General features: G+C 65.0%; 18 protein-coding genes and 1 tRNA gene. 10 read left to right on the top strand and 9 right to left on the bottom strand.

Annotation, left to right across the window (positions count from 1 at the left end):
- Positions 1-67: 67 nt before the first annotated feature.
- The 4 genes from proB to rplU all read right to left on the bottom strand — a co-directional run bounded on the left by proB (position 68) and on the right by rplU (position 3095).
- On the bottom strand, positions 68-1192 hold the full coding sequence (proB, locus tag KHN96_RS16635) for a glutamate 5-kinase (protein ID WP_180964244.1): 1125 nt from the start codon (positions 1190-1192) through the stop codon (positions 68-70).
- 28 nt (positions 1193-1220) lie between these two features.
- Positions 1221-2321, bottom strand: coding sequence for a GTPase ObgE (gene obgE, locus KHN96_RS16630; RefSeq protein WP_045785947.1), 1101 nt, complete (start codon positions 2319-2321; stop codon positions 1221-1223).
- Positions 2322-2485: 164 nt separating this feature from the next.
- Entirely contained in the window at positions 2486-2746 is a 261-nt protein-coding gene (gene rpmA / locus KHN96_RS16625) for a 50S ribosomal protein L27 (protein ID WP_009241587.1), read from the bottom strand.
- A 37-nt stretch (positions 2747-2783) separates the two neighbouring features.
- Positions 2784-3095, bottom strand: coding sequence for a 50S ribosomal protein L21 (gene rplU / locus KHN96_RS16620; protein ID WP_004633023.1), 312 nt, complete (start codon positions 3093-3095; stop codon positions 2784-2786).
- Between the two features lie 318 nt (positions 3096-3413).
- Between rplU and ispB the strand changes: the two genes are divergently transcribed.
- The 9 genes from ispB to yacG all read left to right on the top strand — a co-directional run bounded on the left by ispB (position 3414) and on the right by yacG (position 11813).
- Complete coding sequence (gene ispB / locus KHN96_RS16615) at positions 3414-4343, top strand: octaprenyl diphosphate synthase (RefSeq protein ID WP_045787773.1); 930 nt, start codon at positions 3414-3416, stop codon at positions 4341-4343.
- A 26-nt stretch (positions 4344-4369) separates the two neighbouring features.
- A tRNA-Pro gene (locus tag KHN96_RS16610) sits at positions 4370-4446 on the top strand.
- Positions 4447-4635: 189 nt separating this feature from the next.
- Positions 4636-5910, top strand: coding sequence for an HlyC/CorC family transporter (locus KHN96_RS16605; protein ID WP_045785945.1), 1275 nt, complete (start codon positions 4636-4638; stop codon positions 5908-5910).
- A gap of 249 nt (positions 5911-6159) precedes the next feature.
- Positions 6160-7887 (top strand): type IV-A pilus assembly ATPase PilB, encoded by a 1728-nt coding sequence (gene pilB, locus KHN96_RS16600; RefSeq protein WP_045785944.1) that lies wholly within the window; start codon positions 6160-6162, stop codon positions 7885-7887.
- Between the two features lie 44 nt (positions 7888-7931).
- A complete protein-coding gene (locus KHN96_RS16595) occupies positions 7932-9197 on the top strand; it encodes a type II secretion system F family protein (RefSeq protein WP_062737996.1) in 1266 nt (421 codons plus the stop codon).
- Positions 9197-10078 (top strand): prepilin peptidase, encoded by an 882-nt coding sequence (locus tag KHN96_RS16590; protein WP_062737997.1) that lies wholly within the window; start codon positions 9197-9199, stop codon positions 10076-10078. Before KHN96_RS16595 ends, KHN96_RS16590 begins: the two co-directional genes overlap by 1 nt.
- Before the next feature lie 12 nt (positions 10079-10090).
- Positions 10091-10705, top strand: coding sequence for a dephospho-CoA kinase (gene coaE, locus KHN96_RS16585; RefSeq protein ID WP_062737998.1), 615 nt, complete (start codon positions 10091-10093; stop codon positions 10703-10705).
- A 134-nt stretch (positions 10706-10839) separates the two neighbouring features.
- Positions 10840-11598 carry a cell division protein ZapD gene (gene zapD, locus KHN96_RS16580; protein WP_062737999.1) on the top strand — a complete coding sequence of 253 codons (759 nt, stop codon included), beginning with the start codon at positions 10840-10842 and terminating at the stop codon, positions 11596-11598.
- A gap of 8 nt (positions 11599-11606) precedes the next feature.
- Positions 11607-11813: a DNA gyrase inhibitor YacG gene (yacG, locus tag KHN96_RS16575; protein ID WP_045785939.1), complete on the top strand. Its 207-nt coding sequence runs from the start codon at positions 11607-11609 to the stop codon at positions 11811-11813.
- Positions 11814-11816: 3 nt separating this feature from the next.
- On the opposite strand, the gene KHN96_RS16570 is transcribed toward yacG, so the two are convergent.
- From KHN96_RS16570 to KHN96_RS16550, 5 genes are all read right to left on the bottom strand, one after another.
- Positions 11817-12266 carry an NUDIX domain-containing protein gene (locus tag KHN96_RS16570; RefSeq protein ID WP_045785938.1) on the bottom strand — a complete coding sequence of 150 codons (450 nt, stop codon included), beginning with the start codon at positions 12264-12266 and terminating at the stop codon, positions 11817-11819.
- Positions 12256-13140, bottom strand: a complete 885-nt coding sequence (locus tag KHN96_RS16565; RefSeq protein ID WP_045785937.1) for an ATP-binding protein — start codon at positions 13138-13140, stop codon at positions 12256-12258. Before KHN96_RS16565 ends, KHN96_RS16570 begins: the two co-directional genes overlap by 11 nt.
- Positions 13141-13156: 16 nt before the next feature.
- A complete protein-coding gene (gene argJ, locus KHN96_RS16560) occupies positions 13157-14386 on the bottom strand; it encodes a bifunctional glutamate N-acetyltransferase/amino-acid acetyltransferase ArgJ (RefSeq protein ID WP_045785936.1) in 1230 nt (409 codons plus the stop codon).
- Between the two features lie 92 nt (positions 14387-14478).
- Entirely contained in the window at positions 14479-17283 is a 2805-nt protein-coding gene (secA, locus tag KHN96_RS16555; protein WP_045785935.1) for a preprotein translocase subunit SecA, read from the bottom strand.
- Between the two features lie 247 nt (positions 17284-17530).
- Positions 17531-18496 (bottom strand): M23 family metallopeptidase, encoded by a 966-nt coding sequence (locus KHN96_RS16550; RefSeq protein ID WP_062738000.1) that lies wholly within the window; start codon positions 18494-18496, stop codon positions 17531-17533.
- Between the two features lie 68 nt (positions 18497-18564).
- On the opposite strand from KHN96_RS16550, the gene KHN96_RS16545 reads away from it, so the two are divergent.
- Entirely contained in the window at positions 18565-19074 is a 510-nt protein-coding gene (locus KHN96_RS16545) for a DciA family protein (protein ID WP_062738001.1), read from the top strand.
- The last annotated feature ends 19 nt before the right edge of the window (positions 19075-19093 follow it).

The following is a 19093-nucleotide window of genomic DNA, read 5'->3' as shown; positions in this document are numbered from 1 at the left end:
CGCATCCAAAGACAAAGGCCAACCCCTTGCGAGGTTGGCCTTGTTGTTTTGACCCGTCCGAGCGGGATCAGAGCAGCACGAGGTTGTCCCGGTGGACGAGCTCGGCCGCGCTGACATAACCCAGCACGGCTTCAATCTCGGAGGAAGCCTTGCGGGCAATCAGCCGCGCCTCGGCAGACGAATAGTTCGTCAGCCCGCGCGCCACTTCGCGCCCGGCCGCATCCACGCAAGAGATCACCTCCCCGCGTGCGAACTCACCCTGCACCTCGGTCACGCCGATCGGCAGCAGTGACTTGCCGCCCGCCGTGAGTTTTTCCACCGCGCCGGCATCGAGGACCACGCGTCCGCGCAGCTGCAGGTGGTCGATCATCCATTGCTTGCGCGCCGCCATGCGGCCCGTCTGGGCGCGCAACTGCGTGCCGATGGCCTCGCCGTTGGCCAGGCGCGCCAGCACGTTCTCTTCACGACCCGAGGCGATGATGGTGTGCGCGCCCGACTTGGCCGCGCGCTTGGCCGCCAGAATCTTCGTCAGCATGCCGCCCTTGCCGATGCTCGTGCCGGCACCGCCGGCCATCTGCTCCAGGTCGGGCGTACCGGCCTGCGCCTCGTCCACGAAGCGGGCGTTCGGATCCTTGCGCGGGTCGGCGGTGTAGAGGCCGCGCTGGTCGGTCAGGATGATCAGCGCATCGCCTTCGATCAGGTTGGTGACGAGCGCGCCAAGCGTGTCGTTGTCGCCGAACTTGATTTCGTCGGTGACGACCGTGTCGTTCTCGTTGATGATGGGCACGACCCCCAGGCCCAGCAGCGTGAGCAGCGTGGAGCGCGCGTTGAGGTAGCGCTCGCGGTCGGCCAGGTCGCCATGCGTGAGCAGCACCTGCGCCGTGCGGATGCCGTGCCGCGCGAACTCCGATTCGTACACCTGCGCCAGGCCCATCTGCCCCACGGCGGCAGCGGCCTGCAGTTCGTGGATCTCCTTCGGACGCCTGGCCCAGCCCAGGCGCTGCATGCCTTCGGCAATCGCGCCGGAGCTGACCAGCACGACTTCCTTGCCGGCCGCGCGCAACGCCGCGATCTGCGCTGCCCAGCGTGCGATGGCAGCCTGGTCCAGGCCTCGTCCGTCATTGGTGACCAGACTGGAACCGACCTTGACAACAAGGCGGCGCGCATCGGCAATCAGCGAACGCAGGGCCATGGTGGCGTGTCTCCGAAGAATGTTGTGGTTATGCGTTGGTGTCGCCGTCGTGATCGACGTTGTGCAGCGTCGGATCGAGGCGCAGGTCGGGCGCGGCGGCGGCGGCGTCTTCTTCGGCGCGCAGTTCGTCCAGGTATTCCTGGATGGCGTGGACCAGCGCCTGCGTGCCATCGTGCGTGAGCGCCGAGATGCGGTGCACCGGCCCTTTCCATTTGAAGCGCTTCACGAAATCCTTCACGCGCGCTTCACGCTCTTCCTCGGGCACCATGTCGAGCTTGTTCAGCACCAGCCAGCGCGGCTTGTCGTACAGCTCGGCATCGTACTTCTTCAACTCGCCGACGATGGCCTTGGCCTCGGCCACCGGATCGACGCTCTCGTCGAACGGCGCCAGGTCGACCACGTGAAGCAGCAAGCGCGTGCGCTGCAGGTGGCGCAGGAACTGGTGCCCCAGGCCGGCGCCTTCTGCCGCGCCTTCGATCAGCCCGGGGATGTCCGCCACCACGAAGGACTTCGACGGACCCGTCCGCACCACGCCCAGGTTCGGGTGCAGCGTCGTGAACGGGTAATCGGCAATCTTCGGGCGCGCGTTGGAGATGGCGGTGATGAGCGTGGACTTGCCTGCATTGGGCATGCCGAGCAGCCCCACATCGGCGAGCACCTTCAGTTCGAGACGCAGGTTGCGGCGCTCGCCCGGCTTGCCGTCGGTCTTCTGGCGCGGCGCGCGATTGGTGCTCGACTTGAAGTGGATGTTGCCCCAGCCGCCCTCGCCACCGCGCGCCAGGCACAGGCGTTGCCCGTCGACCGTGAGGTCAGCGATCAGCTCGTCGGTATCGGCGTCATAAATGACCGTACCGACGGGCAGGCGCAGGGTGATGTCCTCGCCCGCGGCACCGTAGCAGTCCGAGCCACGGCCGTTCTCGCCGTTGCGCGCCTGGTGCTTCTTGGCAAAGCGGTAGTCGATCAGCGTATTGATGTTGCGGTCGGCCACCGCCCACACGCTGCCGCCGCGTCCACCGTCACCGCCGTCCGGCCCCCCGAACGGGACGAATTTCTCGCGGCGCATCGAGGCGCTGCCGTTGCCGCCGTCACCAGCGATCACTTCAATCCGGGCTTCGTCGATGAACTTCATGGAGGTCTCCGCCCGTGCGGCACACGCGCACGGCAGTAAGGGAAATGGAGCTAACAGAACGCGCCGGCCACATCGTACCGCCGGGCATCATCGGCCGCGTTTTGTTAGCGCCAGAAACGAAAAAGCCCCGCACGGGTGCGGGGCCTTTTGACTACAAGGCTGGATCAGGCCGCCGGAACAACGTCGACGAACTGCTTCTTGCCTTCGCCGCGGGTGGCGAACTTCACGTGGCCATCGACCAGCGCGAAGAGGGTGTGGTCCTTGCCCATGCCCACGTTCACGCCAGCGTGCGTGCGGGTGCCGCGTTGGCGAACGATGATGCCGCCAGCGTTGATGGCTTGGCCGCCGTACACCTTCACGCCCAGGCGCTTCGACTCGGAATCGCGGCCGTTCCGTGTGGAACCGCCGCCTTTTTTCTGTGCCATGACTGAACTCCTATCCGGTTACGTAGACGACGCGGCCTTAGGCCACGATCGAGTCGATACGCAACTCGGTGTAATTTTGACGATGCCCTTGGCGCTTTTGATAGTGCTTACGACGGCGCATCTTGAAGATGTGCACTTTGTCGTGACGACCGTGGGAGATGACGGTGGCTTTGACGGCAGCCCCGCTCACCAGCGGCGCACCAACCTTGAGTTGGTCGCCGGCGCCCACTGCGAGCACCTGGTCAAGCGTGATTTCTGCGCCAACGTCCGCCGGTATCTGTTCTACTTTCAGTTTTTCGCCAGCAGCAACCTTGTATTGCTTGCCGCCGGTTTTTACGACCGCGTACATTGTCGGACCTCGTTAAAGAACTAAACGTGACTCTGGTGCCACTCGCAGCCCGCCTGCGCAGACAACGGACACAGAGAACTCGCAACTATACAAGAAAAACCCAAGCAAATCAAAGACTAAAGCGTGCCGCCCGCACAACGGCCTGCCACGCCGCGCCCAGCTTGCCGGCATGCCGGCCAAACCGCCTGCTTGCTCTATAATCTCGCGGTTTTTGCGCCGCACGCCGCGCGCATGCCGACGATCCGCCACCGCATCCCGCTGGAACCCGCCTTGACCCAGACCTCCGCCTCCGTCCTGCTCGCCCCCGTCGCTGAAGACATGCGCGCCGTCGACGCCGTGATCCGCCGCCGCCTCGGCTCGGAGGTCGTGCTGATCAACCAGATCGGCGAGTACATCATCAGCGCCGGCGGCAAGCGCCTGCGTCCTGTGATCCTGCTGCTCGTCGCAAATGCGCTTGGCTACAAGGGCGAACATCACCACGAGCTGGCCGCGGTGGTCGAGTTCATCCATACCGCCACGCTGCTGCACGACGACGTGGTCGACGAATCGGACCTGCGCCGCGGCCGCAAGACGGCCAACGCCGTGTTTGGCAACGCCGCGAGCGTGCTGGTGGGGGACTTCCTCTATTCGCGCGCCTTCCAGATGATGGTGCAGGCCGACAGCATGCGCATCATGCAGATCCTGGCCGACGCCACGAACATCATTTCCGAAGGCGAGGTCTTGCAGCTGCTGAACATGCACGACCCCGACGTCACGGAAGAGCGCTACCTGCAGGTGATCCGCTACAAGACAGCCAAGCTCTTCGAGGCCGCCGCGCAGATCGGCGCGGTGCTCTCTGGCGCGGATGCCGCCACGGAAGAGGCCGCCGCGGAATACGGCCGCCGCATCGGCACCGCGTTCCAGATCGTCGACGACCTGCTCGACTACACCGCCACGGCCGACCAGATGGGCAAGAACGCGGGCGACGACCTGCGCGAGGGCAAGCCTACGCTGCCGCTGATCCATCTGCTGCGCAACGGCACCGAAGAACAGCGCACACTCGTACGCCAGGCCATCGAGCAGGGCGGCACCGAACATTTCGACGCCATCTTCAGCGCCATCCACGCTTCTGGCGCGCTCGACTACACGCGCCAGGCCGCCGAACGTGAAGCCGCTGCAGCCGAAACCGCAGCAAACGCATTGCCCCCTTCCCTTTTCCGCCAGACGCTGATAGACTTGTGTGCTTTCTCGCTGCAACGTCAGTCCTGACGCGCACGGGATCTGCGAAGAAGCATCGGGGTGTAGCTTAGCCTGGTAGAGCGCTACGTTCGGGACGTAGAGGCCGGAGGTTCGAATCCTCTCACCCCGACCAGTTTCTCGTATTCAAGTGGTTCCTGCGGCACGGTTTTCTGGCCTCGCCCGCACAGCAATTTCCCAGCATCCTTCGTATTCCCGCTCGGTGCCGCAGCGTATTTTGCCGTGCGCGCAGACACGGCTCCCGCCGCCGGCGCGGCAAACCCCTCTGCTATAGTGGGCGCGTCGTCGCCTCTCTTCTCCCGCTTTGGACTCTTGGCCGCTCTGGGCGCAACTCGGCGCTGTCGCGCTGCTGCTGTGCTGCTCCGCCTTCTTCTCGATTTCCGAAACCGCGATGATGGCGCTCAACCGCCATCGCCTGCGCCATCTTGCCAAGTCCAACGTCTCGGGCGCGCGCAACACGCAGCAGTTGCTGGGCCAGACCGACAAGCTGCTCTCGCTCATCCTCATCGGCAATAACCTGATCAACACGGCCGTGCCGGTGCTGATCGCGAACCTGGCGATCCACTACTTCGGCAACAGCGGGACAACGCTGTCGATCGCCACGGCTGTGGTCGCCTTCCTGATCATCGTCTTCTGCGAAATTGCGCCGAAGATCGTCGGTGCGACGTACCCCGAGCGGATCGCCTTTCCGGCCAGCTTCATCATCAAGCCGCTGATGAAAGTATCGACGCCGCTGGTCGTGGTGGTCAACGCGTTTGCCATGGGCGTGCTGCGGCTGGTGCGCATCAATACGAGCAAGGCGCCGGAGCAGCGCATGTCGCCCGAAGAGCTGCGCACGCTGGTACTGGAGTCGGGCAACTTCATTCCGCACAAGCACCGCAGCATCCTGCTGAACCTGTTCGATCTCGACGCGATCACCGTGGATGACGTGATGACGCCGCGCGCGCGCGTGGAATCGCTGGACCTGTCGCGCCCGATCGACGAGGTCATCCAGCAGCTCGAAACCTGCTATCACAACAAGCTGCCCGTATTCGAGCAGGACAGCGACCAGGTGATCGGCATCCTGCACGTGCGCAAGGCGCTGTCATTGCTCGGCCACACGGAACTGACGCACGACGACTTCCGCGGCCTGCTCGTCGAGCCGTATTTCGTGCCCAGCGGCACGCCGGTCTTCCGCCAGCTGCAATACTTCCAGGAGAACCGCCGCCGCATCGGCCTGATCGTCAACGAGTACGGCGACATGCTCGGGTTGGTCACGCTCGAAGACATCATCGAGGAGATGATCGGCGAATTCACCACCACGCTGCCGAACGCCGGCAAGCTTGCCTGGGACGCCCAGCACACGTACATGGCCGATGCCGGCATGTCGCTGCGCGACCTCAACCGGCGCCTGGGCCTGACGCTGCCCACGGACGGGCCGAAGACCCTCAACGGGCTGTTGCTCGAAGTGCTGGAGGAGATTCCCGAGGCGACGGTCAGTGTGAAGATCGCGGGGTGCGTGATGGACATCGTGCAGATGGACAGTCAGTCGATCCGCACGGTGAGGCTGCACCAGCCGCCGCCCACGAAGCGCAGCTGAAGCCACACGCGACGCCGGAAGCTTCAGTCCTGCCCCTTTCGTGCCGATGTGGCACAAATGCAAGCTGCGCCGGGCGGTGCGCTTTACAAATCCAGGCCCGGTGGGCAAACTGCCCCGATCCCGGGCACCACCCCCCACGAATGGGTGGGATGCCGGCTGCAGAACATAAAACAACTCGCCTAGGGGGGCGGGCACGCGTTGCGGCAGTGGGGCCCGGCGCGCGCTGAACATGGTCAGCCAGACGGATTCATGACTCTCGGACTCGCTCTAGCGCAGAGCCGGCGGATCGCGCCGACGTTACTCACCCAGCTCGAACAGAGCGCGCGTGAAAAGCGCACGCAACTGATCGACGAACTCGTGAGCAGCGGGATCATGAGCGCTCACGACCTTGCCGTCTTCGTAGCCAGCAAGTACCAGATGCCGCTGCTGGATCTGGCGCAGTACAAGCTGGATACGGTGCCGGCCGTGCTCACGGCCAACAAGCATTTCGCGCAACTGCGCCTGCTGCCGCTGGCCCGGCGCGAAAACCGGCTGATCGTTGCCACGTCCGACCCCAGCGACGCGCGTCCGATCGAAGAGTTGCGCCAGAAGATGAACGTGACGATCGAAACGGTCATCGTCGAGCACGACAAGCTGGTGCGCCAACTCAACCTGGCCAACGAAGCGCCGGCCGAGATCAAATCCCTCTTCCCCAAGCAGGAAGCCGTACAGATCGAATACGACCCGGGCGCCGCGGCGGCCACGCGCCGCACCACGGCCGACGGCATCGACGATGCCCCCGTCGTGCGCTTTCTGCAGAAGCTCTTTACCGAAGCCCTGCTGCGCGGTGCTTCCGACCTGCATTTCGAGCCGTTTGAAACGTTTTACCGCGTGCGCTTTCGCATCGACGGCGTGCTGATGCAGGTGGCCCAGCCGCCGCTGGACATCCGCGACAAGATCGCCACGCGCATCAAGGTGCTCTCGCGCCTGGACATTTCCGAGAAGCGCGTGCCGCAGGACGGCCGCATGAAGCTGCTGATCACCGTCCCGAAGGACCGCAAGGACAAGGACAACAAGGAGACGATCGATCGCGCCATCGACTTCCGGGTCTCGACGCTGCCGACGCTGTTCGGCGAGAAGATCGTGATCCGGATTTTGGAGTCGTCCACCGAGCGGCTCGATATCGACCAGCTCGGCTACGAGCCCGAGCAGAAACAGCTGCTGCTCGACGTGATCAAGCGGCCGTACGGCATGGTGCTGGTGACGGGGCCGACAGGCTCGGGGAAGACGGTGTCGCTGTACACCTTCCTCAACATGCTCAACACCGGCGACATCAACATTTCCACGGCAGAAGACCCGGCGGAAATCCAGTTGCCCGGCATCAACCAGGTCAACGTGAACGACAAGGCGGGGCTGACGTTCGCGGCGGCACTCAAGTCGTTTTTGCGGCAGGATCCGGACATCATCATGGTGGGCGAAATCCGGGACCTGGAAACGGCCGATATCTCGATCAAGGCCGCGCAGACGGGCCACCTGGTGTTCTCCACGCTGCACACGAATGACGCTCCGACCACGCTCACGCGCCTGATGAACATGGGCGTGGCGCCGTTCAACATTGCGTCGTCGGTGCTGATGATCACGGCGCAGCGTCTGGCGCGTCGGCTGTGCAAGGACTGCAAGAAACCGGGGCCGCTGCCGAAGGAAACGCTGCTCGACGCCGGCTTTACCGAGGCCGACCTCGACGGCTCATGGCAACCGTATCACCCGGTCGGCTGCGAGACCTGCAACGGCAGCGGCTACAAGGGGCGGGTCGGCATCTACCAGGTCATGCCGATTACGGAGGCGATCCAGGAGATCATCCTGACGCACGGCACGGCGCTGCAGATTGCCGAGCAGGCGCGCAAGGAAGGCGTACTGTCGCTGCGTGAAGCGGGCCTGAAGAAAGTGAAGCTGGGGCTGACTTCTCTCGAGGAAGTGCTGGCCACGACGAACCAATGACCTTCTCGATCAATCGTTCCCATACCGGGGGGTAGGAACCAACCATGGCCACACGAGCACCAGCCGCAAACCGCGCGGCCGCCGCGCCGGCACGCAAGACCGCCAAGACGAAGGCGCCCACGCAGTACATCTTCGAGTGGGAAGGCAAAGACCGCAAAGGCAAGATCTTCAAGGGTGAAATGCGCGCCGAGACCATCACCGAGGTCAACGCGATCCTGCGCAAGCAGGGGCTGTCGATCACCAAGTCCAAGCGCCGCCGTGCCGCGCGCGGCAAGAAGATCACGCCGAAGGACATCGCGTACTTCACGCGCCAGCTCTCAACCATGCTCAAGGCCGGCGTGCCGCTGCTGCAGTCGATCGACATCATCGCGCGCGGCCACGCGAACCCGAACTTCACGCAGCTGCTGACCGAGATCCGCATGGACATCGAGTCGGGCAGCAGCATGGCGCAGGCGTTCCGACGCCACCCCCGGTACTTCGACACGCTCTATTGCAACCTCATCGACGCCGGTGAGCAGGGCGGTATCCTCGATGCGCTGCTCGAGCGGCTGTCGCTGTACATGGAAAAGTCGATCGCGCTGAAGGCGCAGATCAAGTCGGCCATGATCTACCCGATCTCGGTGCTGACGGTGGCGTTCCTGGTGACGGTGGTGCTGATGATCTTCGTGGTGCCGGCGTTCAAGGGGGTGTTCTCGAGCTTCGGCGCCACGCTGCCCGCCCCGACGCTGGTGGTGATGAGCATCTCCGACTTCTTCGTGCAGTGGTGGTACTTCATCGTCTTCGTGCCGATCATCGGCATCGTCGCATTTATCCGGGCATTCAAGCGATCGGAGAACGTGCAGCGCGCCACGCACCGGTGGATCCTGAAAATGCCGATCTTCGGCGACATCATCCGCAAGGCGACCATCGCGCGCTGGACGCGCACGCTGGCGACGATGTTCGCGGCCGGCACGCCGCTGGTGGAATCGATGGAATCCGTGGCAGGTGCTGCCGGCAACTGGGTCTATCACGACGCGACGATCGACATCCAGCAGGCGGTGCGCATCGGTACGAGCCTGACCAACGCCATGCAGGCCACCCACGTGTTCGACAACATGGTGCTGCAGATGACGCAGATCGGTGAAGAGTCCGGTGCGCTGGACAGCATGCTGCTGAAGGTGGCCGAGTTCTACGAGCGTGAAGTCGATGACGCCGTGGCGAATATCTCGGCGCTGATCGAGCCGATCATCATCGTGATCCTCGGCGTGCTGATCGGCGGCATGGTGGTGGCGATGTATCTGCCGATCTTCAAGCTGGGTCAGGTGGTTTGATGCCCGACATGTTTGTCATCTCCACGCTGGCGCAATTGCCGGCGTGGTTCGTGATCGGGTCCGGCGCGCTGGTCGGCCTGCTGGTCGGCAGCTTCCTCAACGTGGTGATTCACCGGCTCCCGCGCATGATCGAGCGCGAAGAAGCGAACTACATCGCTGAACTGCGCGAAGAACCACTGCCACACCCCGAGACCTACAACCTGGTCGTGCCGCGCTCGGCGTGCCCGTCGTGCGGCCACCAGATCAGGGCGCTCGAGAACGTCCCCGTCTTGAGCTGGCTCGCGCTGCGCGGCCGGTGCAGCGCATGCAAGACGCCTATCTCGTGGCGATACCCCGCCGTGGAATTCGTCACGGGCCTGCTGACCGCGGCTTGCCTGTGGCATTTTGGTCCGACCTGGGTGGCGGTGGCGTCGGCGGTGCTGCTGTGGTTCCTGATTGCCGGCACGATGATCGATGCCGACACCCAGCTGTTGCCCGACGCCATCACGCAGCCGCTGCTTTGGCTCGGCCTGGGGGTGAATCTGTTCGGCATGTTTGCGCACCTGGATGACGCCGTGATCGGGGCGATGGCCGGCTACCTCTTCCTGTGGTCCATCTACTGGGCCTACAAGCTGCTGCGCGGCCGCGAAGGCATGGGCTACGGCGACTTCAAGCTGATGGCCGCGCTCGGCGCGTGGTTCGGTTGGCAGGCGCTGCCGCTCCTGGTGCTGCTGTCATCGGTGGTGGGCCTGGTTTTCGGGCTGGTGCGCATCGCGCGCGGCGCCAAGAGCGAATCGCCGTTCTCGTTCGGGCCGTTCATTGCAGGGGCCGGCGCGATCGCCCTGCTGGCCGGGCCGCAGTTGCTCGTGATGGCCGGGTTCGGGCCGCTGCTCGGGCCGTAAGAGGCAGCCATCATGCGCGTGATCGGCCTCACCGGCGGCATCGGCAGCGGCAAGAGCTACGTGGCGGACCGCCTCGCCGATCGCGGCGCCGCCATCGTCGATACCGACGCCATCGCGCACGAGATCACCGCGCCGGGCGGCGCCGCCATCCCCAAACTGGTCGAAACCTTCGGTGCCGGCATCCTGCGCGCCGACGGAGCCATGGACCGCGACGCCATGCGCGCGCTGGCCTTTTCCGATGCGACGGCCAAGGCGCGGCTCGAGCAGATCACGCATCCGCTCATCCGCGAGATTGCGTTGTCGCGCGGGGCCGCGGCACAGGCGTTTGGGGCCAGCCCATACCTCGTCTACGTGGTGCCGCTGCTGGTGGAATCCCTCGCCGGGCCGCAAAGCTGGCGCAAACTCGTCGACCGCATCCTGGTGGTGGATTGCCCCGTGGAAACGCAGATCGCACGGGTCATGGCCCGCAATGGGCTGCCGCGCGTGCAGGTGGAAGCCATCGTCGCACGCCAGGCTCCGCGAGAAGCGCGCCTGGCCGCGGCCGACGACGTGATCGAGAACAGCGGCACGCTCGACGACCTCACCCCCCAGATCGACCGTCTGGACCAAGCCTACCGGTCGAGCTGAAGCCGCCGGAAAGCGCCTGTCACAGTCCTTTGCATTGTGATGCGCGAGGGTCTCGCATAGAATGCGGGCAGATTGAAGCCAAACGGGCTTCACGGCCGCATATGCCAGCCGGCCAGCAAACCGGGCACCCAGTTTTGATCCTGTACGAATATCCCTTCAACGAACGCATTCGGACGCTGCTGCGCCTCGAAGACCTGTTCGAGCGTCTGGATTTCTTTCTCGTGCAGGAACACCCGCTGCAGCACCATGTGGCGCTGACCACGCTGTTCGAGATCGTCGACGTGGCAGGCCGCGCGGATCTCAAGTCCGACCTGCTCAAGGAGCTGGACCGCCAGCGCCAGACGCTGACCGCCCTGCGCGCCAATCCGCAGATCGACCAGGATGCCCTCGACAGCGTCATCAGCGAGCTCGAAACCGCCTCGGGCAACCTCACCGCCACGCAGGGCAAGGCCGGCCAGCTCATCGCCGACAACGAATGGCTGACGAGCATCCGCAGCCGCGCCATCATCCCGGGCGGCACGTGCGAGTTCGACCTGCCGGCGTATTTTGCATGGCAGCATCATCCGGCCGAGCGCCGCCGCACCGACATCATCAAATGGGCCCAACCGCTGGTGCCACTGCGCGACGCCACGATGATCGTGCTGCGCCTGCTGCGCGAATCGGGCCAGAGTGGCAAGGTCATTGCTAACGCAGGTAGCTATCAGCAGATGCTGTCGGGCCGCGTGTACCAGCTCATGCAGGTGCGCCTGGATGATGCGGCGCTGGGCTTCATTCCCGAGATCAGCGCCAACAAGTACATGCTCTGGGTACGCTTCACCCAGCAGGATGGCGACCTGCGACCCAAGCCGGTCGACGCGGATATCCCGTTCCAGCTCAAGCTCTGTAATTTCTAGCCTTTGCGATGAACGTGAAGACCGTCAAATGCCCGACCTGCGGCAAGCCGGTGCCATGGGTGCCGGAAAGCCGCTACCGCCCGTTCTGCTCCGAGCGCTGCAAGCAGATCGACTTGGGCGCCTGGGCGGCCGAGCAGTACACGATTCCCGTGGTGGAAGACGACGACTTGCCGCCCGACGCTCCGGGCGGCGATACGACCAGCAAGCTCAACTAGCGGTCAACTGGCGCTCGCTTCCTCGCGCATCCATTCGAAGACGGGCAGTGTGGCCGGCAGCACCGGCTCGACGCTGACCGGCAGCGTCTGCCACGCAAAGTCCTGCCCTTCCAGCGCCCGCAACGTCCCTTCCCACGCCGTCACCTTGCAGAAGTGCAGCCGCACATAGGCGTGCGGATAGTCGTGTTCGATCGTGCGCCAGGGCTCGCATGTGCGCAGGGTGATGTCGAGCTCTTCCTTCAGTTCCCGCGTGAGAGCGGCTTCCACCGACTCGCCTGACTCCAGCTTGCCGCCAGGGAATTCCCAGTAGCCTGCATACGGCTTGCCTTCGGGGCGCTGGGCCAGCAGGAAGCGGCCGTCCGGCTGCACCAGCACGCCCACGGCCACTTCGGTGATCTTGCGGCCGTCCGGCGTGTGCGTGGGCGGCACTTGCGTCAGGTTGTCAGTCGACATGCTGGCGCCCGTGCTTGCCGCCCCAGTCGCGGGCGAATTGCCAGGCCACACGGCCCGAGCGCGAACCGCGTTCGAGCGCCCACACCAGCGCCTCGCCCCGTGCAGCGGCGATGTCCTCGTCGCTGCAGCCGAAATGCTTGAGCCAGTGGCCCACGATGGTCAGGTACTCGTCCTGCTTCGGCGGGTAGAACGACAGCCACAGGCCGAAGCGCTCGGACAGCGAAATCTTCTCTTCCACCACCTCGCCCGGATGGATTTCACCGTCCGACGTGTGCTGGTAGGTCTCGTTGTCCTTCATGTACTCGGGCAGCAGGTGGCGCCGGTTCGAGGTGGCGTAGATCAGCACGTTGTCCGACTGCGCCGCCACCGAGCCGTCCAGCGCCGACTTCAGCGCCTTGTAGCCCGATTCACCGTCCTCGAACGAGAGGTCGTCGCAGAAGATCGCGAAGCGCTCGGGGCGCGAGGCTAAGCGCTCGACGATGTCGCCGAGGTCAGCCAGGTCGTCCTTGTCGACTTCGACCAGGCGCAGGCCTTCGTTCACGAATTCGTTCAGGCACGCCTTGATGAGCGACGACTTGCCCGTGCCGCGCGCCCCCGTGAGCAGCACGTTGTTGGCCGGCAGCCTGCGCACGAACTGTCGCGTGTTGGCGACGATGGCGGCCTTCTGGCGCTCGATGTTGTGCAGGTCGCTCAGATGGATCGGCGGCAGCTGGCGGACCGGCGCGAGGTAGCCGATGTTGCCGAACAGGCTCTGGCGCTTGCGCCAGCGAAAGGCCACGGCCTCGTTCCAGTCGGCTTCGGTCAGTTCGGGAGGCAGCCACTGCTCGAGCCGTCCGAGAAAGCGGTCGAGCCGTGCGGAAAGATCGGACGACATCAGCACGGGCCTCCGGTCAGGAGCGGTAATCCGCGTTGATCGACACGTAGTCGTGCGAGAAGTCGCACGTCCACACCGTGGCAGCAGCGTCACCGCGACCGAGCGCGATGCGCACGGTGATCTCGGCCTGCTTCATTACGCGCTGGCCGTCTTCTTCGCGGTAGTCGGGGTTGCGCCCGCCGTCACGCGCGACCCATACATCGTCGAGCCACAGGTTGACGCCGTTGACGTCGAGGTCCGTCACGCCGGCATAACCGACGGCGGCCAGGATGCGGCCCAGGTTCGGGTCCGATGCGTAGAACGCGGTCTTGACCAGCGGCGAATGCGCCACCGCATACGCGATCTGGCGGCATTCTTCGACATGGCGCCCGCCTTCCACGCGGATGGTCATGAACTTGGTTGCGCCCTCGCCGTCGCGCACGATCTTCTGCGCCAGCTCCTGGGCGAGGCCGGTCAGGGCATCGCGCAAGGCAGCGTAGTCGGGGTGGGATTCGGAATCGATGCGCGGCGTGCCGGCACGGCCGGTGGCGATGACGACGAACGAATCGTTGGTCGACGTATCGCCATCCACCGTCACGCTGTTGAACGAGTGATCCGCCGCGTGGCGCACGAGGCCTTGCAGCACGGCTTCATCCACGTTGGCGTCTGTGGCGATGAAGCCGAGCATGGTGGCCATGTTCGGGCGGATCATGCCGGCGCCCTTGCTGATGCCCGACAGGCGGACGGTCTTGCCCGACAGCGTGCACGTTGCCGAGGCCGCCTTCGGTACGGTGTCGGTGGTCATGATGGCCTCGGCGGCGGCCAGCCAGTTGTCCGGCTTCGCGTTGGCCTGCGCGGCAGGCAGCCCTGCGATGATGCGATCGACCGGCAGCGGCTCGAGGATCACGCCGGTCGAGAACGGCAGCACCTGCTCGGGCGATACGCCGAGCAGCCTGGCGACGGCATCACAGGTCTGGCGCGCATGCGCGAGGCCGGGCGCGCCGGTGCCCGCGTTGGCGTTGCCGGTGTTCACCACGATGGCACGGGTGCTCTTGCCGCTCGCCAGATGCTCGCGGCACACCTGGACGGGCGCCGCGCAGAAGCGGTTCTGCGTGAAGACGCCGGCCACGCTCGAGCCCTCTGCAATGCGGACCAGCAGCACGTCCTTGCGATTGGCCTTGCGTACACCGGCCTCGGCCCAGCCCAGGTCCACGCCATCGATCGGCAAGAGGGAGTCGGCAGCGGGCGCGACGAGATTCACAGCCATGGACACACCTTTCAAATGAGGATGCCCGCATCGCGGGCATCGTGAATCAACAGAAAACGGAATGCGCCGCGCACACGGCGCGGTCGATCACATCAGACCAGCTTGCCATGGCACTGCTTGTACTTCTTGCCCGAGCCGCACGGGCACGGGTCGTTGCGGCCGACCTTCGGCACCTCGCCTGCCAGGGCCGCAGCGGCGGCGGAGGCCGCGGAGCGCGGGGCGGCCATTGCCGGCGTGGCGCCATGAATCTCGGCATCGCCGGCGGCCACTTCGGCCAGCTCGTTGAACTCGTCATGCTTGTACTGCACGTTGCTCAACGCGGACAGGTCTTCCTCGATCTGCTCCGAAGCCTGCTCCAGTTCTTCCTGCGACTGGATGCGCACCGTAAAGATGATGCGGGTGACTTCGTTGCGGATCGTGTCGAGCAGGCGGCCGAACAGCTCGAAAGACTCGCGCTTGTATTCCTGCTTCGGATCCTTCTGCGCATAGCCGCGCAGGTGGATGCCCTGGCGCAGCATGTCGAGCGCGGCCAAGTGCTCGCGCCAGTGCGTATCAAGGCTCTGCAGCATCACCGAGCGCTCAAAGCCGGCAAAAGACTCGCGGCCAACCTGCGCGACCTTGCCTTCGTACACGGCTTCGGCGGCGTCCAGCACCATCTTCAGCAGGTCTTCGTCTTCGATCGACTGGGCCGCTTCCAGCGTCTTCACCAGCGGCTGATCGACGCCCCAGTCTTCGCGCAGCGTCTTCTCCAGACCGGCGACATCCCACTGCTCTTCCATGGTCTCGGCCGGCACATACGTGCGGAAGAGTTCCGTGAACACGGACTCGCGCAGGTTCTTGACGAGCTCACCCACATCCTGCGCTTCGAGAATCTCGTTACGCAGCTTGTAGATTTCCTTGCGCTGGTCGTTGGCAACGTCGTCGTATTGCAGCAGCTGCTTGCGGATGTCGAAGTTGCGGCCTTCCACCTTGCGCTGCGCCGATTCGATCGAGCGCGTGACGATGCCGGCTTCGATCGGCTCGCCCTCGGGCATCTTCAGGCGGTCCATGATGGCGCGCACGCGGTCGCCCGCGAAAATGCGCAGCAGCTGATCGTCCAGCGACAGATAGAAGCGCGACGAACCCGGGTCACCCTGGCGGCCGGCACGGCCACGGAGCTGGTTGTCGATCCGGCGCGACTCATGGCGCTCGGTGCCGATGATGTGCAGGCCGCCAGCAGCCTTCACCTGCTCGTGCAGCGATTGCCACTCATCCTGCAGCTGCTTCACGCGCGCCGCCTTTTCTTCGTCGGAAAGCGATGCGTCGGCCATCACGAAGCCGGCTTGCTTCTCCACGTTGCCGCCCAGCACGATGTCGGTGCCGCGGCCCGCCATGTTGGTGGCAATGGTGATCATCTTGGGCCGGCCGGCCTGCGCGATGATCTCCGCCTCACGCGCGTGCTGCTTGGCGTTGAGCACCTGGTGCGGCAGCTTGGCCTGCGTGAGCAGGTTCGACAGCAGCTCGGAGTTTTCGATGGAGGTCGTGCCGACCAGCACCGGCTGACCGCGCTCGTAGCAGTCGCGGATATCCCGGATGACGGCGTCGTAACGCTCCTTCGAGGTCTTGTAGATCTGGTCCTGCAAGTCCTTGCGCTGCGGCGGACGGTTGGTCGGGATCACCACCGTTTCCAGCCCGTAGATCTCCTGGAATTCGTACGCTTCCGTATCCGCCGTGCCGGTCATGCCGGCCAGCTTGCCGTACATGCGGAAGTAGTTCTGGAACGTGATGGTCGCCAGCGTCTGGTTTTCCTGCTGGATCTGCACGCCTTCCTTGGCTTCCACGGCCTGGTGCAGGCCGTCGGACCAGCGGCGGCCTGTCATCAGGCGGCCGGTGAATTCATCGACGATCACCACTTCGCCGTTCTGCACCACGTAGTGCTGGTCGCGGAAGAACAGGCTGTGCGCGCGCAGGGCGGCGTACAGGTGGTGCATCAGCGTGATGTTCTGCGGCGCGTAGAGCGATTCGCCCTCGCCGATCAGGCCCGCCTGCAGCAGGATCTGCTCGGCCTTCTCGTGGCCCGACTCGGTCAGGTAGACCTGATGCGATTTTTCGTCGACGTAGTAGTCGCCCGGCTTCTCGACGCCCGTGCCATCCGCCTTCTCTTCGCCGATCTGGCGGGTCAGCTGCGCCGGGATGCTGTTCATGCGACGGTACAGGTCAGTATGGTCTTCGGCCTGGCCCGAGATGATCAGCGGCGTACGCGCTTCGTCGATCAGGATCGAATCCACCTCGTCGACGATGGCGTAGTTAAGCGGACGCTGCACGCGCTGGCCGGCGTCGTAGACCATGTTGTCGCGCAGGTAGTCGAAGCCGAACTCGTTGTTCGTGCCGTAGGTGATGTCCGCCGCGTAGGCAGCCTGCTTCTGGTCGTGGTCCATGGTGGTCAGGTTGACCCCCACCGACAGGCCCAGCCAGTTGTACAGGCGGCCCATCCACTCGGCGTCGCGCTGGGCGAGGTAGTCATTGACCGTGACGACGTGCACGCCCTGGCCGGAGATGGCGTTCAGGTACACCGGCAGCGTGGCGGTCAGCGTCTTGCCTTCACCCGTGCGCATTTCGGCGATCTTGCCGTCGTGCAGCACCATGCCGCCGATCAGTTGGACGTCGAAGTGCCGCATCTTCATCACGCGCTTGCTGGCCTCGCGGCACACGGCAAACGCTTCGGGCAACAGCGCATCCAGCGTCTCGCCCTTGGCAAAACGTTGGCGGAATTCTTCGGTCTTGGCCTGCAGTTCGGCATCGGAAAGCGCTTCGAACTTGGGCTCGAGCGCATTGATCTGCGCCACCTTGCGGCGGTACTGTTTGATCAGCCGCTCATTGCGGCTGCCGAAAATCTTCTTGAGAAGGCCCGTGATCATCGATGGCGAGGGCCGGCGAGCCACCCGAAACCGCTTCGCGAAATACCGCGAAACCAGGCAGCGCAACGGCCCGAAAAGGGTTGGCGCAAAGGCGGGAGTTTAGCATGTGCACAACACCCGCTTGATGGCGCGAGGCCGGCCCGATGTGGCAGGAACGCCGCACTTTGGTGCAGCGTCCACCGCGCCGGACCGGCACACAATCACGCTGAATTGGGGACGGGCGCCCCCGATTGCAACCCGGGCCCGATCAGTGGCCCGCAGCCGCCATGCTCTTGCCGATATCGGCGGCCGCCACGGATGGCGCCGGCGTTTTGTTGACTGCCATCTTCGGCTGACCGGCGTTTTCCAGGAACGCCACCGGATTCTGCGGCACGTCGTTGACGTGCACCTCGAAATGCAGGTGCGGGCCCGTTGCGCGGCCCGTGCGGCCGATCAGCGCGATGCGCTCGCCGGCCTTGACGATGTCACCGACCTTGACGAACACCTTCGACGCATGCGCGTAGCGCGTCTTCAGGCCGTTGCCGTGGTCGATGTCGATCATGTTGCCGTATTCGTGATGGAACTCGCTGGCCACCACCACCCCGCCGGCGGCCGCCACGATCGGCGTACCGACCGGGCCGACGAAGTCCACGCCATCATGCTGCGTGCGCCGGCCGGTGAACGGATCGATCCGCACACCAAAGCCGGACGAGTCGTAGCCCGTGGCGACCGGGCGTACGGTCGGCATCAGCTTGGCGTGGATCTGGCGGTCCATCAGGGTGCTTTCGAGCACACTGAGGTAGTCGTTGCGCTGATCGGCCGAGCGCGTCAGCCGATCCAGCTCCGACTGGATCTCGGGCATCGACATCGGCCGGGAGAACGCGCCCTCCGGACCACCGCGGCCCGGCTGCGACTTGAAGTTGAATTCGCGCGGCGGCACCCCGGCCAGACCCGACACGCGGGCGCCCAGCGCATCGAGGCGCGCGATCTGCGCCTGCATCTCGCCGATGCGCGCGGCCATGAGGTTGAGATTTTCGCGGGTGATGCGCGGGTCCGCAGCGGCCGGGGCCGAAGCGCTGGCTCCGGGCAGCAGGCCCTGCTTGGCAGCCAGCCATGTTCCGCCGACAGACAGCGCCGCCACGGTCAGCAGTGCCGCCCCAATGGCCACGAAGACCCCGCGTCGCGACAGGTGCACCGCGCCCGCCTTGCGCGGATGAATCAGGATGATCTGCATTGCTCTTTTCCGGACAAAAAAGCCGCCCGACGACACGAAAGCGCGGTCAGGCGCCCTACAATGCCGGCATGCGAATCTTCGTTCATCCCGCTCTCAAGACACCCGTGGCAAAACCGGTCCAGGACTGGCTCTCGGGTGCCGGTTCGGTCGGCCCGCTGATGCAGGCGGCCAGACAATTGGCGTCGTTGGAAGCGGAGGTGTTGTCGCTGTTGCCGCCCGGACTGGGCGGCGGCGTGGCCATCGGCGGTATCAAGAACGATGCACGCGACAGCCGGGAAGCGACTCTGGTGTTGCTCGCCGCACATAGTGCGGCAGCGGCGCGCCTACGGCAGGTGGTACCCACCTTGCTGGAGCGTCTGCAGCGCCGGGGATCGCAGATTACCGCAATTCGGGTGCGGGTACAACCGCAGGGGGGCCGGGACAGTTTATGGCCACAAGAGACCGAAAAGCCGCCTAAACGCACCAAGATGACCGCAGTTGGGCTCAACAGCCTGGCCGCCCTGGCGAACGAGCTGCCCGACTCCCCGCTGCGACAGGCGTTGGCCGAGATGGTCGCGCGGCATACCGCGTCCAAATAGAAAAGCGCCCCGCAGGGCG

Origin of the sequence: Ralstonia mannitolilytica, assembly GCF_905397375.1 — a bacterium.
GTDB lineage: Bacteria > Pseudomonadota > Gammaproteobacteria > Burkholderiales > Burkholderiaceae > Ralstonia > Ralstonia mannitolilytica.
This window is presented reverse-complemented; position numbering and strand designations above follow the sequence as displayed.